Genomic DNA, 14,308 nt, shown 5'->3' on the forward strand with positions numbered 1-14,308 from the left:
TTCATTTCCCAATTAGATTTGCACAAAACCTAGGGAAAACCTTAATCCCAGGGGATTCCTTGGGTTATATCATTATGACTAATAAGTATTGAATTCGTGAGACATTCTTTTAAATATTGCCCATCAATCATTTAATATCACTAAAGCTTTTTGTTGTTCGCATTAAAACCAATGGAGATTATTAAAATGCACTTTCCATCTGCACGTCAGCTGAAGCTCATAGGGCTTAGCATTGGCACCACAGGTTTGCTGACCTTTAGCGGTATTGCCGCGAGTCAGACCAGTCCAGCTAATATCAATCAACTTTCCTTGGCAGCTACTTGTGCTAATTGCCACGGCACCAATGGCGTTGGCGTACCCAATGCAGGGATGCCACAAATTAATCATTTAACGCCCGATGCGATGTTCACCCAACTCAAGGCCTTCAAGAGCGGCGCCAGAACTGGCACCATCATGCATCAGTTGGCCAAAGGCTATACCGATGAGCAACTTCAAACCATTTCCAATGTACTTGGCAAAAAATAATTGAGGATAAAAAAATGGATCGTCGTCACTTTCTAGGTGTTAGTTCAGCTGCTTCTCTCGGCGTATTAGCCGGTTGCGCAAGCAGTCCTCCTGTCAATATCAGTAAAGCCAATGTGGTCGTGGTTGGGGGTGGCTATGGTGGAGCAACCGCTGCCAAGTATGTGCGGATGTTCTCAAACAATACCGCCCAAGTTACCTTAATTGAACCCAATCCTGAGTTCATTTCTTGCCCACTCTCCAATCTCGTGATTGGAGGCCATACCACCATCTCGAATATCTCAACCCCCTATGACAACTTGACGAAGCGTCACGGCATTAAGGTTGTGAAGGATATGGTGGCCGCCATTGATCCAAAGCAAAAGACTATTCGTCTTGCCTCCGGCGGCTCAATGAAGTATGACAAGCTAATCCTGTCACCTGGCATTGGTCTCATGATGGATACCATCAAAGGCTTAGATAAGGCCAACCAAGAAGGGGTTACGGTTCAGGCATGGAAAGCTGGTGCTGAAACCGTCCTGCTTCGCAAACAACTGGAGTCTATGAAAGATGGTGGCGTCTACGCAATCTCCATCCCAATGGCACCCTATCGCTGCCCTCCTGGGCCTTATGAGCGGGCCTGCCAAGTGGCCAGTTACTTTAAGCAATTTAAGCCCAAGTCCAAGGTATTGATCTTGGATGCGAATGATGATGTGACCTCCAAGGGCGGTCTATTTAAGAAAGCTTGGGCATCGATGTATCCCGGCATGATTGAATACCGCCCCAAGCACAACGTGGTTGAGGTTGATAGCAAAACAAGGACTCTCAAATTTGATGTACAAAACGATGTTAAGGCTGATGTATTGAATGTTCTACCCCTCATGCGTGCAGGTGATATTGCGGTGAAGACCGGCATTGCCAACTCGAATGCCCGTTGGGTCAATGTGAACTACATCAACTTTGAATCCACTGCCGCCAAAGATATTCATGTTCTTGGTGATTCGATTCAGATTGCGCCAGCAATGCCTAAATCAGGCCACATGGCGAACTCGCATGCGAAGGTTGCAGCAGCAGCTGTGGTTGCTGAGCTCGGCGGCTTTGAGATTAATCAAGCCCCTGTGCTCACCAACACCTGTTATAGCTTCGTCAATGCAGACGAGGTGGTCCACGTTGCTAGCGTCCACCAGTACGATGCTAAAGATAAGACCTTCAAGACTGTTCCTGGTTCTGGTGGCTTATCGTCCGAACCCACCAAACTTGAGGGTGTTTATGCCTGGGGTTGGGCTCGTAATATTTGGGCGGATAGCTTGGGTTAATAAGTACCCTGCCCCGAGAAAAGCCAAGCGCAATGCTTGGCTTTTTTATTAACCCCGACCAAATGGGCCGTTTAATTGAATCGTGGTCCAGTTCAAAAGCATGGCCACCGAGACCCAAGCCAAGTATGGCAATACTAAGAGGCTAGAGATCGGCGAATACGAACGGGTGGCCAGCACAATCGCTAATACAGAAAGCCATAAGCCAACCGCCTCAATCAGAGCCCAGTCGGGTCGTTCCATCCGAAAATACAACACGCTCCAGATGAAATTAAATAAGCCATTCACAATAAAGAGAATGACCAACATGCGAATGGTCTCTTGATTAGGAGCTCGGTGATAGGCCATCACAAAAGCGATGCCCGCAAGAATAAAGATGGTGGACCACATGGGACCAAATACCCAATCGGGCGGTTTCCAGGCGGGCTGCTGCAAACTTTTATACCACTCACCGATATCGGTAGCCCATGCTCCAGCCAATGCGAGCACTAAACCCCAAACAACAGCAAAAATGATCGGCTTATAGTGTGCAAACCACTCCGCACTCATACCTTAGCCATACCCAAAAGGTGGGCCATGTCTTTAAAGAAGATTTTGATGTGGGCCATGGGGTCTTTGCGGACTAATTTCTTATGCATGTACGACTCAAAAGTTAGACGTTGAACGTCTTTATCTTCGCACATTTTTACAAAACGCTCACGCCGCTTATCGTTGCCGTACCAAAAACGTTGCATGATCCCAAGTACCAAAAAGACGGTACCGTGCTCTTTCATGAAACGCTTACGTGCTTGGGCTAGTGCTTTGACATTTCCTGTCACCAATAACTCATGCACTGATTCTGCGGCTAGGCGGCCACCCACCATGGCGTAATAGATCCCCTCTCCGGAGGCGGGAGCAACGACTCCAGCGGCATCGCCAGCTAAAATCACATCCCGATTGTTATCCCATTTTTTAAGTGGCTTCATCGGTAACGGTGCACCTTCATGACGAAGAAGCTCAGTGTTCTCTAAATTGGTCAATTTCTTTAATTGGCCAACGGCACCCCGCAATGAAAACCCTTTGTCCGCACTGCCGGTGCCAATGCTCATGGTATTGCCATGAGGAAAGATCCAACCATAGAAGTCAGGAGATAGTGTCCCTTGATAAAACACATCGCAACGCGATCCGTCATAACCTTGAGGAGGTGCCTCAGGTACCCGAACAATCTCATGGTAGGCAAACACATAGTCCACATCTTTGGCCCCAGGGATAGCTTGACGCCCTACTCCTGATTTCGCACCATCGGCACCAATAATCGCCTTCGCTCGGACTGCGCCAGTCTTCTCTGGCTCAGACCGATTCGTTGAGTGAATCCGATAGTGAACAATTGCAGTGCCATCGGTATCGCGTGTGATCTTCTCAAAAATACCAGTGCGACGCGTAGCGCCATCATTGGCTGCTCGGACTCGAAGCCATTCATCGAATTGATCGCGATCGACCATTCCCACAAAGCCACCCTCAATCGGAATATCCACTTGATTATTTTTGGGCGAGATCATGCGGGCCGAGCGGGCTTTAGCCACCAATAACTCATCGGGAATCTCAAAGTCTTTAATCAGACGGGGTGGGATTGCACCACCACAGGGTTTGATACGCCCTGCACGATCAAGTAGTAAGACCGTATGCCCCATTTTGGCAAGATCGCCCGCAGCAGTCGCCCCCGCGGGCCCGCCACCAACGACCACTGCATCAAAGGTTTCTAGGGTACTCATGATGATCCTCCATGGGAAATAAGCTGACGAGGGATTGATGATTCAATCGACTGGGACTTGGTAATTCGTTCAATGGGTCGGATATAAAAGGACAAGATGGCAGCAGCCATAAATAAAATGGCTTCAATGAAAAACACACTCGCGTAGGCGGTCACTGGGTCGCCTAATAAATAACGCGCAAGATCACTCGCTCCAGTTCCTAAAATGCCACCCAGACCAAAGGCAATCGCTTGCGCTGCGCCCCAAACTCCCATTCGCACACCTTCGCGACGCTCCTTGCCCATGCCAGCAAATTGCATCATGGAGCCAATCGCAGCGATTGAAAACGCACCGTTGGATACGCCCAATATAAATACCGTGCTAAAGAATGGCCAACCTGGACCCACTAATCCAGACATCACCAAACTCAACATGGCGAGTGACGAGGCGATACAACCGCCTACCGTCCACATCCGCAAGGACGATAAGTTGGGATTCTTACTTCTACTCGTAACAAATCCACACAAAAGCATCCCGCAAAGCACGCCTGCATGCTGAAGGCCTGATAGGCTTGTCGTTTCTCCAGGCGTTAAACCAAACGCAGTACCTGCAAATGGCTCTAAGATCAAATCTTGCGAGCTATATGCCAACATCGAAATGAAGACGAATACGGTAAAGCGGCGCACTCGGGACTCTTGCCATACTTCGGCTAAGGCCTCTTTAAAGCGCAGCTTGGGTTCATTAGCGTTTTGTGCCGCTTGCGCCAATGATTTAGGCTCAAGCCCATGCAGCGCAATGAAGCTGATGACTAAGGCTAAACACGACACCCCAAGCGACACCATGATGAGGCGTTCAAAGGAAAATGGGTCGAGCAGTTTTCCGCTAATTCCAGCGGTCATGGCAAAGCCAAAGATCATCATCAGCCAAACACAACTTGCGGCCGCAGCTTTGCGTTTCTCATCCACGCGTTTTGCCAGGAGTACCAGTAAGGCAGTACCGCTTGCACTCACTCCCAAGCCAATCATCATGAAAGCAATAAAAGCAAGACCAATACCCCAACTGACATCACGACTCATGAGAGCGACAGCACTTGCTGCTAACACACCCCCACTCGCCAGAACCAACATCCCACCCTGAATCCAGGGCGTTGAACGACCGCTGCGATCCGACCCAAAACCCATACGGGGTCGGATAAATTGCACCAGATAGTGCATCGCGACTAGCAATCCAGGTAATAAAGCAGGAAGCGCGAGTTCAATGACCATCACTCGGTTCAAAACCGATGTGGTTAATACCACCACCGCACCCAAGGAGGCTTGCACCAGACCTAAGCGAGCGATTCCAAACCAATTGAGGGTGGTCGTATGTGACGTCATCTTATCGACCTACTGCAAAGGCACTGACCATCATGCCGCTCACAAATAATGGGACACCAAAACCGCTTAGGAATAAAGCGCGCTTTACGGGGTCCCCCAAGAAATACTTCATCATGAGCAATTGCGCAATGATTAAGACCAGGATCGCCAATGCATGAAATGAACTGCCATGCCAATACAAGAATCCAACCACTAGATATTGCGGGATGATCATCATCAAGCAGGCATTCCAAGCCGCTCCGTTGATACCCAATTGCACTGGTAATGAACGCACACCCATTTGGCGATCACCCTCAATCGACTTAAAGTCATTTAAGGTCATGATGCCGTGTGCGCCAATGCTATAAAGCAAGGCTAAGATGATCGATGCGGTTGAGGGAAACACGTCCCCCAACATCACCGCGGAACCGGTGAACCATGCAAGACCTTCATACGATAAGCCGCAAGCTGCATTGCCCCACCAACCATTTTGTTTGAGGCGTAACGGTGGCGCACTATAAGCCCAAGCTAAGAATAGGCCAATTAAGGTAGCAACAAATGCCCAAGGACTTATCCACCAACCCACTAGAAGCGATAATCCAGTCCAAAGAATGGCAATGTACAGACCCCAACGTCCAGGCATACGGCCCGATGGAATCGGACGATTGGGCTCATTAATCGCATCCACATGTCGATCAAACCAGTCATTGATCGCCTGACTAGTGGCACACACCATCGGACCAGCTAGCAATACACCAGCGAGTAATATCTGCCAACGCTCGGTGATGGCGACACCAGTTGCAATCACTCCGCAGGCAAATGCCCACATGGGTGGAAACCATGTAATGGGCTTGAGCAACTCAAGAATTGCAAATGGAGTTGGCCAAGACCGTTGCGAAGTTTGGTTTAAGACCGAAGTCCCCATTTCCATAATCCGTCAGTTGAAAATGGTAGGACCATCATGATGTGCTCCAAGATGGCAAGCGATAGTAAGGTCGCCAAAATGGTCGAGGACGCAATTTGATACGGGTTGGCATTGATGGCAAACGCATGCTGCCAAAGTGGTAAGGCCACTAAACCTGCCAAGAGGATCGAAATCGGTAATAAGGGGTTCATAGACCGCTTGGTAAAGTAGCTATGCATGTATTGCAAATGCACGGGCAAGAACTTCTCATTTAGATTCAACACACCTAAAAACACATTGAGCTTGGCGCTTTGCCGCATCGCCCAGAGGATGAGAAAGGTCCATAAACCGACTAAATTACTGCCACCCCATGTAGCGACCGCAACAGCAATTCCGAGAATGATGAGAGCCAACTCATGATGTGAGATGGTCTGAAACGCATAAATCGCTTTACGTACACCCCTGCAATCGGGCGGGCATGGGATGCGCCTGGAGCCGGTGACATACCCTAATAAGAATCCAATCTCTTGCCAAGCCCAAACCAATAAAGCGCATGTAAATCCGCAATATGCTCCAGCCACTGTATTGAGATTAGCACTAGTCTTTAGGCCTACTAAAGCAAACAGCAAAACCATACCGCTCATCCAAAAGGTCGCCTGATGGGTCGAACGCGGACGTTGATTGAGTAACAAAATGATTCCGGTGCCAAACCACCATAAGAAGATGGTGTAGAGCATCGGAAAGAGAAAGCTACTCACGCTCATCGATTATTACCAGCTGGGGACCAAGCGGACATTACGGGGTAACTCGTGGTTGTGCACGGGTAAGAAATATGCACGGGCAAAGACTAGGCCAGCACGCACCCCTAAGAGCGGCACCATCACTTTTGCTATGAAACCTCCGCGGGCTTTATAGACATCCATTTTTTGGAATAAGGCCAGCATGCGGTTCATGCACTCATAAAAACGGGGGTCATCTAAGTTCAGAGAGATGGGGAATACCTGCTTAGTAATTTCATTGGTAATCCGCAAGACCTTTTTGTCATAGTCAGTGGGTGAGATTTGCATTGCTTTGTACAACTGTGGTCGTGAATGATCACGGACATACATCGTGCTGTAGACCGCTAAGCAGAAGAACCGAATCCAATACTTATTGAGCCCCGTTAATAAATGGGGGTTGGCGCGCATAATTAATGCAAACGCTTCGCCATGGCGAAACTCGTCGTTACACCATCTCTCAAACCACAAGAAGATCGGATGAAAACGGAGTTCTGGTTTTTTCTCAAGCTCTCGAAAGATCGTAATGTACCTGGCATACCCAATCTTCTCCGAAAGGTAGGTCGCATAGTAAATAAATTTGGGCTTGAAATACGTGTATTTTTTAGCCTTCGCTAAGAAACCAAGATCAATTCCGATATCAAAATCTTTTAACCACTGATTAATAAAGCCTGCATGGCGCGACTCATCACGAGCCATATAACCGTAGAGTAACTTCATATCCTCGTTCTTGACCTTACGCTTGATCTCGGCATACAAAATGCATCCTGAGAACTCCGAGGTAATGGAGCTAATTAAGAAATCAACAAACTCGTCATAGAGCTCCGGATCCACATTGGAATAGTTCTTGCTCATATCAGCAGGCCGCTGAAAGTGATCAGAATTAATATCGGCTGCAAACTCAGCCATTAGAACATTCCACTCCGAGCGCAATGCATCAATATTAGTCCGATCCACTTCGGCAAAGTCAGTAGTGTAAAAACGCGGACTCAACATGGCATCTTGCAATGCCTTCTTCGTTGAATCATTAATTTGCGGGGTCGCCGGAATCTGGTCTCGTAATAGGCTTTCTGCGGATTCCATCTAGTTCTCCAATATCAACGTTGTTGGGTTTGATTTGCATCCGTCCGAAGAAGGCGTGCAAAATGCTGTGAATTAATAACCCCAAAAGATTCCAAATCAATCATGCGTCCGGTGCTGGGGTCGGCAAGGGTTAAGCGCCCATCTTGACGGGCAATTAACTCAAAAGGTGGCTCGCTACCGATCTCGCGACGCTTGCGCTCTTGCGCCAAGGTCCGTAATGCTCCGCGCACAAAGCCAGCCTCCCCAATAATCACATCAACTTGCTGCTTCGATTGATAGTCGACTACCGCAATTGAGCCATCGGGACGATCTTCAAATCGGAGTTGCTTAATCATTTTTGCTGGCGCATCGGGATAGCGCGCGATCTGTTGAGACTGCGTAATCACCCAAGCAATGAACACAGCAAATACTCCAAGTGCGAGCACCAGAACCGTTGTTTTACTGAGAGGGGGTGACGATGAGCGGCTCATGTGCGCGATTGAGATACCTTTGCGATTGCCATGCCCTGTCCATAAGAACTTGCGGACGACTCGGGCTGAATGATGGGTTGGGGACGTAACTCAACTTGATTCATGGTTGCCCAGGTATCTGCAAATAACTTAGCTACCTTGGCACCGTCCGGTACGCATCGCATCATGGGCTCGGGATGCGCAAACTTCCAAGCGCGGGCATGGGGCCATAAATGCAAGAATGGGATTTTGTCATCCGCATTGAGTTTGATGGGAATATCCGCACTACCATCTGGATAAATGTGGACACCTGCTTGAGCCAAACGCTTGAGGGGTAAGTTAAATGTAATCGTCAGCACAATTCCAATGCGCATCACTAGACGTCGATTGGTTAAGGTGTACATCGTTGCATTCACCGACCAATAGGTGAGCAAGGCCAACAAGGTCAATGCGCACAGAGACAGTCCCAGAGCCCAGGCAAAGCCAGGCCATTCCTCAGCCCATCCGCCCGTAGAGCGACTAATCGCAATAATCTTGAGAACCACCATGGCAGAAAAGTAAAGTGCAAACCATTGCAAATGAGCCGCATGAAGTGCAAATGATTTGAGGTCTGGCTTTCCTTGCCAAAGAATGCGTTCGTCCTGAGGCAGAGGCTCGGGCAATCCGGGCTGCGCCTCGAACTCATGCTCTGGGGATTGGTAGATGGTGCTCATTCCAATTACACCAGTGGCTCACTGCGCTCAGGAGTAGCGTACAAGGTACCTGCCCCAAAGTACGCCATAATTTTTTCCTCTTCGAGCAAGGTGATTTGCTCCATGCTCTTGGTCGCGGGTACTTTGGCAAAGTGCTTACCTAGGACTGCTTTCACAGATACCTGATTGCGACCAACCCGAGCAAAGTTCATGGGCAATAGCACACGACGTGCACCTGCTTCAGGGGTGGTCTCAAGCTCCAGATACCGAATCATCATCTCGAGGCGATCAACCCAAATCTCTTTAATGGTGCCGCCACGTACGCCATCGGCACCCACTACATTGAGACCACGCGGATCAATGTCTTGTCTGGCTACACTGAAGTCACCCAATAAGCGCATTGGGACAATGCGCGGGCCGCCTTCTGGCATGTGATCGGGCACATCAGCGCGATTGGCATATGCGCCTGGGCCAATACCATCGAGCATTGGGTTGCCGGTTGGCTCAATCGGTGCGCCATTCATCCCGTTTGCTGGTCTAGCAGCCAAACGTTCTAAGGGCTCATCTCGTGGCACCGTGACATCGCCACCAAATTGGGTCTTAAAGGTTTTTGGCTTAGGCATCGCTGCAATGCCTTCGGCACGACGCACCTTGCCGGCTTGATCGTACTCAAGCGGAAATCCCTCACGCTTACTCTCAATGGTGAGGTAATAAATGAGGATGGCGAAGAAAACCCAAAATGCATACAGGGCTAATTGCGCGACATCCACGTATTGTGTAATTGCTCCAGTTCCCATAACGTACTCCCCTCTTTAACAATGAATTAGCTTGGAAACTCTGCTAATCCAAACTTCGAATCTGACAGCGATGGCTTTGGACGTTTCAATACAACCAAAGGCCCAATCGCAACTAAGGTTGCAAACAACAAAAACAGTTCAATGTGATAGACAAAGCTGTACCCTGTTCCCGGTGAGACCAAAACGGATCCGAGTGACCCAGATGCTGCTAAGGTCGAGACCACATCCCGAATCACCCCGCCGAGTCCAATTGCTAGACCAGCTGCAGTAGCGCTCACCGCACCCCACGCACCAATGACCAAACCATTCATACCCAAGGAATCAAAACTCATGGCGGTTGCGAGAGTGCTAACTGCAAACAATCCCCCACCAAAACCAATCAAGAATGCGCCGACTCGAAATAAATTAGGCGCCAGTAATGGCTCAGAGAAGATGACGCAAGTAAAGGCAAAGATCCCGCAGAGCGCCCCAATCGCAGCTAAGCGATGCGAATCAATCCGACGATTTAAGACCTTGGCTGCCAACATAAATGCCAATAAGGCTCCAATCGAGGTCAAGCCGGTTAACAAGGTGGTAGCGCTCACTGATAAGTGAAGTACTTCCGCTCCATAAGGCTCCAAAATGATGTCTTGCATGCTAAAGGCTGCAGTTCCCATCCCTAGCGCAACCAGGAATCGAATCACCTTGTCTTGCTTGGCAAATCGGCTCCAAGACTCTTTAAAGCGAGTGATTGGCTCTTGATTGAGCTGCTCCTTAGTCTTTGGTTGGCGTGCCTCTTGTTTCCACAGCGCCATCAGATTCAGTACCATCGTTAGGGCTGCGGCGCCCTGCACCACTTGAATCAAACGCAGTGGTGAGAAGTTCGTTAGCAATAGTCCAAATATCACACTACTAAAGACCATACCGATTAGAAACATCACATACATAAGGGCTACCACCCGTGGACGGGATTCTGTCGTTGCTAAATCGGAGGCGAGCGCTAAGCCGGCGGTTTGGGTAATTTGCATCCCAGCGCCCACTAATAAAAATGCCAGCGCTGCGGCAATGTAACTAAACCAATGAGGCCAATTGGAATCCCCTGACAATAGAATCAGAGAGAATGGCATGATGGCGAGACCGCCAAACTGCAACCAACTACCCAACCAAATGTAAGGAACGCGCTTCCAGCCCAAAAAGGAGCGGTGGTGATCACTCTTAAATCCCACTAAAGCACGAAACGGGGAAAACAATAAAGGTAGCGCCACCATCAGCGCAACCAGGCTCGCGGGTACACCCATTTCAACAATCATCACGCGATTGAGGGTACCAATCAGCATCACAGTCGCCATCCCCACCGATACTTGAAACAATGCCAACCGTAGCCATTTACTTAAAGGCAAATCCTTGGTTGCCACATCAGAAAATGGCATAAACCGTGGCGAGATTCGTCGCCAGGCCGAGAATAGATTAAGGTTCATCACTCGCATCATCGACTTAGCACCATCGCCTGCGAAATATAAAACCCGCGTGCAATCTTTTGGGTCGCATCAATCTTCCAGGTACTCAGATCAGGCTCGCGTGTAATTAACTTCGCCAGCGTTTGCTCAGCAACTGGCTCAATAAAAGGTGCACGATCACCGCGTGGAAATAAACGTCCAACGGCAATCATGGTGGATAAAAATGGGTTCTTAGGCGCAAAAGTAAATGCAATCCGTTGCCGCGTCCGTTGCGCAAGCCCCGCTAGTGCCTTCGTAATATCGCGGCGATGGTAATGAATCATGGAGTCCATACAAACCACGTGATCAAAATCTCCCAAGGCCGGATCTAACATATCGCCTGCAAAGAACTCGATTGACCCCCGACCCAAATCGGTCGGTAAGCGCTCGCGTGCTAGATCAATCAAGGTTGGTGAGATATCGGTAGCCATCACTTGCGCGCCACGCTTGGCTAACTCGACCGCGAGTGCACCAGTCCCGCAACCCGCATCCAGAACCCGCTGTCCATGGAGATCATTAGGCAGGTAGCCTAAAAGGACATTACGCATCTCATCGCGCCCTGCCCGTACCGTTTTACGAATACCACTTACCGGTGCAGTGGACGTTAATTTTGCCCAAGCGTCAAAGGCAGTTCGATCAAAGTACTGCTGCAACTGACTGCGTTTTTCGAGATACGAATGCTCTTGCATGCTGATGCCTTAATTAATCAAATCCCAAGAGATCAAAAATGTCACGATCCTTCATGGGTACTGCTGGCAGGGGATCTGCGCCCGCCCAGAGGGCTGCCGCTAAACGGAGATACTCTTGCTGTACTTTGTCGAGCTCTGGCGATTGCTCCATCTCAAAGAGCGTTGATTTCTTTAAGCGACTGCGACGGATCACGTCAAGATCTGGAAAATGCGCCATCGTTTTGAGGCCCACTTTTTCATTGAACTTATCAATCTGATCGGTACCAGCGCTGCGATTAGCAATCACGCCGCCTAAACGCACGTTATAGTTTTTGGCCTTAGCTCCAATCGCTTGCACAATGCGATTCATCGCAAAGATCGAATCAAAATCATTAGCGGTCACAATCAGTGCACGATCCGCATGTTGCAAGGGTGCTGCAAAGCCACCACACACCACATCACCCAAGACATCAAAAATCACCACATCGGTGTCATCGAGTAAATGATGTTCTTTCAGTAACTTCACGGTCTGGCCTACCACATAGCCACCGCAGCCCGTACCTGCCGGAGGGCCACCGGCTTCCACACACATGACACCGTTGTAGCCTTCGTAGACAAAATCCTCGACGCGCAATTCTTCTGAATGAAAATCAACCTTCTCTAAGACATCAATCACAGTCGGCATCAATTTTTTAGTAAGCGTGAAGGTGGAGTCATGCTTTGGATCACAACCAATCTGAATCACACGCTTACCTAATTTGGAAAAAGCCACGGAGAGATTGGAGGAGGTCGTGCTCTTACCAATTCCACCCTTGCCATAAACCGCAAAGACTTTTGCCTTCCCAATCTTTAAATTGGGATCAAGTTGTACCTGAACACTGCCCTCTCCGTCAGCTCGTCGTGACTTCATCTCACTTACGGGAATATTGACTACGTTCATAACATGGCTCCAGTGCGCTTAGCGTCCAAAATGGGCTTTTGCGTCATACAAAGTTTCTAAAGAAATCGTTGGTAAACCGCGCTCAATCGCAAAGCGCTCGGTATTGCGCTTGGCTTTACCGCGCACAAAGAATGGGATCTTATTGAGCTCTTTCTGTGCTTCTGGCTCCCACACACTCTCAGTAACAGGGGCGCCATTAGCTACTGCTACCTCAGGAACCGGTGCAGGCTCAGATGCAACGCTCGCTTCGTTCGCGGGGGTGCGCTGATGTCCATGGCCCAAATGGGATGGAGCTGCGCCATCATGAAACTCAAAGTCTTCGCGGAACATACCAATCAAGTGCTCTTCTAATCCCATCATCAATGGATGGACCCAGGTATCAAAGAGAACATTGGCTCCCTCAAATCCCATTTGTGGCGAGTAGCGTGCTGGGAAATCTTGCACATGAATTGGTGCTGAGATAACAGCACATGGAATCTTCAGACGTTTAGCGATATGGCGCTCCATCTGGCTACCCAGAATCAACTCAGGCTGTAGTTCGGTAATGCGTTGCTCGACCTCTAGGTAATCATCCGTAATTAAGGCTTCAATGCCATACTGACTTGCGGCCTCTCGCACTTCCCTGGCCAATTCTCGGCTGTAGGTACCAAGACCAACGACCTGGAAGCCCATTTCTTGGGATGCAACTTTTGCAGCCGCAATTGCATGAGTTGCGTCACCAAAGATGAAGACACGTTTATTCGTTAAATAGGTTGAATCCACCGATAAGGCATACCAGCGTGCGCGTGAGCGTTTTGTCAACTCATCGATATCGCAATGGATTTGCGCTAGGGTGCATACCTCCTCGATAAAGGCACGTGTTGCATTAAATCCGATTGGGATGGTTTTAGTACTGGGCTGCCCAAAGTTTTTACTTAACCACTGGGCTGCACTATTAGCCACCTCGGGATAGAGCACCACGTTAAAGTCTGCCTCATGCAGGCGTGAAATGTCTTCAGGTTTAGCACCCAAGGGTGCGACAACATTGACTCTCACACCAATCTGTCGTAGTAGCTTCCGAATTTCCACCAAATCATCGCGATGCCGAAATCCTAAAGCGGTTGGTCCCAAAATATTGCAACTTGGTGGCAATCCAGCAGGCCGTGGTTTACGTTTCTCTCCAGGAGATAAAACGTAGTCTTTACCTAGCAAACGTACCATTTGATAAAAAGTTTCTGCGGCGCCCCAGTTTTCTTTCTTCTGATAGGCGGGCAATTCCAATGGCAATACAGGAACTGATAATTGCAGTGCAGCTGCTAATCCACCTGGATCATCCTGAATCAATTCAGCGGTACATGACGCACCCACCATGAGTAAGTCGGGCTTAAAACGTGCGTAAGCAGAACGCGCTGCATCTTTGAACAACTCAGCGGTATCACCACCAAGATCACGTGCCTGAAAGGTGGTGTAGGTCACTGGTGGGCGCTTGTTCATGCGCTCGATCATGGTGAAGAGCAGATCTGCATAGGTATCGCCCTGTGGTGCATGCAGGACGTAATGCACGCCCTCCATTGCCGTTGCGATACGCATCGCACCAATATGAGGCGGTCCTTCGTAGGTCCAGAGCGTTAATTTCATGAGCTCTC

Annotated in this window: 15 protein-coding genes; 2 read left to right on the forward strand and 13 right to left on the reverse strand. The window is 49.2% G+C overall.

The window, feature by feature from the left end; translation table 11 throughout:
• Window positions 1-186: 186 nt before the first annotated feature.
• Window positions 187-525 (forward strand): c-type cytochrome, encoded by a 339-nt coding sequence (locus QUE60_RS06500; RefSeq protein WP_286226464.1) that lies wholly within the window; start codon window positions 187-189, stop codon window positions 523-525.
• A 14-nt stretch (window positions 526-539) separates the two neighbouring features.
• Entirely contained in the window at window positions 540-1,817 is a 1,278-nt protein-coding gene (locus tag QUE60_RS06505; RefSeq protein WP_286223278.1) for an NAD(P)/FAD-dependent oxidoreductase, read from the forward strand.
• A 48-nt stretch (window positions 1,818-1,865) separates the two neighbouring features.
• Here the strand turns inward: QUE60_RS06505 and QUE60_RS06510 are convergent, their stop codons facing one another.
• The 13 genes from QUE60_RS06510 to bchB are packed head-to-tail and all read right to left on the reverse strand — an operon-like array spanning window position 1,866 to window position 14,300.
• The gene (locus QUE60_RS06510) at window positions 1,866-2,363 is read right to left on the reverse strand and encodes a TspO/MBR family protein (protein ID WP_286223279.1); all 498 of its coding nucleotides are present in this window, start codon (window positions 2,361-2,363) and stop codon (window positions 1,866-1,868) included.
• Entirely contained in the window at window positions 2,360-3,565 is a 1,206-nt protein-coding gene (locus tag QUE60_RS06515; RefSeq protein WP_286223280.1) for a geranylgeranyl diphosphate reductase, read from the reverse strand. The genes QUE60_RS06510 and QUE60_RS06515 overlap by 4 nt, the downstream gene beginning before the upstream one ends.
• Window positions 3,562-4,920, reverse strand: coding sequence for a BCD family MFS transporter (locus tag QUE60_RS06520; RefSeq protein ID WP_286223281.1), 1,359 nt, complete (start codon window positions 4,918-4,920; stop codon window positions 3,562-3,564). The genes QUE60_RS06515 and QUE60_RS06520 overlap by 4 nt, the downstream gene beginning before the upstream one ends.
• A 1-nt stretch (window position 4,921) precedes the next feature.
• On the reverse strand, window positions 4,922-5,824 hold the full coding sequence (gene chlG / locus QUE60_RS06525; protein ID WP_286223282.1) for a chlorophyll synthase ChlG: 903 nt from the start codon (window positions 5,822-5,824) through the stop codon (window positions 4,922-4,924).
• Entirely contained in the window at window positions 5,806-6,561 is a 756-nt protein-coding gene (gene puhE, locus QUE60_RS06530; protein ID WP_286226465.1) for a putative photosynthetic complex assembly protein PuhE, read from the reverse strand. Before puhE ends, chlG begins: the two co-directional genes overlap by 19 nt.
• Window positions 6,562-6,573: 12 nt before the next feature.
• On the reverse strand, window positions 6,574-7,662 hold the full coding sequence (gene acsF, locus QUE60_RS06535) for a magnesium-protoporphyrin IX monomethyl ester (oxidative) cyclase (RefSeq protein ID WP_286223284.1): 1,089 nt from the start codon (window positions 7,660-7,662) through the stop codon (window positions 6,574-6,576).
• Window positions 7,663-7,676: 14 nt separating this feature from the next.
• Window positions 7,677-8,132, reverse strand: a complete 456-nt coding sequence (gene puhC / locus QUE60_RS06540) for a photosynthetic complex assembly protein PuhC (RefSeq protein ID WP_286226466.1) — start codon at window positions 8,130-8,132, stop codon at window positions 7,677-7,679.
• Complete coding sequence (gene puhB, locus QUE60_RS06545; protein ID WP_286226467.1) at window positions 8,129-8,824, reverse strand: photosynthetic complex putative assembly protein PuhB; 696 nt, start codon at window positions 8,822-8,824, stop codon at window positions 8,129-8,131. Before puhB ends, puhC begins: the two co-directional genes overlap by 4 nt.
• A gap of 5 nt (window positions 8,825-8,829) precedes the next feature.
• The gene (gene puhA, locus QUE60_RS06550) at window positions 8,830-9,600 is read right to left on the reverse strand and encodes a photosynthetic reaction center subunit H (RefSeq protein WP_286225045.1); all 771 of its coding nucleotides are present in this window, start codon (window positions 9,598-9,600) and stop codon (window positions 8,830-8,832) included.
• A gap of 26 nt (window positions 9,601-9,626) precedes the next feature.
• Window positions 9,627-11,057: a BCD family MFS transporter gene (locus QUE60_RS06555; protein WP_286226468.1), complete on the reverse strand. Its 1,431-nt coding sequence runs from the start codon at window positions 11,055-11,057 to the stop codon at window positions 9,627-9,629.
• An 8-nt stretch (window positions 11,058-11,065) separates the two neighbouring features.
• Complete coding sequence (gene bchM / locus QUE60_RS06560; RefSeq protein ID WP_286225047.1) at window positions 11,066-11,764, reverse strand: magnesium protoporphyrin IX methyltransferase; 699 nt, start codon at window positions 11,762-11,764, stop codon at window positions 11,066-11,068.
• Window positions 11,765-11,777: 13 nt separating this feature from the next.
• Window positions 11,778-12,683 carry a ferredoxin:protochlorophyllide reductase (ATP-dependent) iron-sulfur ATP-binding protein gene (gene bchL, locus QUE60_RS06565; protein ID WP_108508824.1) on the reverse strand — a complete coding sequence of 302 codons (906 nt, stop codon included), beginning with the start codon at window positions 12,681-12,683 and terminating at the stop codon, window positions 11,778-11,780.
• Between the two features lie 18 nt (window positions 12,684-12,701).
• Window positions 12,702-14,300, reverse strand: a complete 1,599-nt coding sequence (gene bchB / locus QUE60_RS06570; RefSeq protein WP_286226469.1) for a ferredoxin:protochlorophyllide reductase (ATP-dependent) subunit B — start codon at window positions 14,298-14,300, stop codon at window positions 12,702-12,704.
• Window positions 14,301-14,308 lie beyond the last annotated feature (8 nt).

This window comes from Polynucleobacter sp. HIN11 (genome assembly GCF_030297675.1).
Classification (GTDB): domain Bacteria; phylum Pseudomonadota; class Gammaproteobacteria; order Burkholderiales; family Burkholderiaceae; genus Polynucleobacter.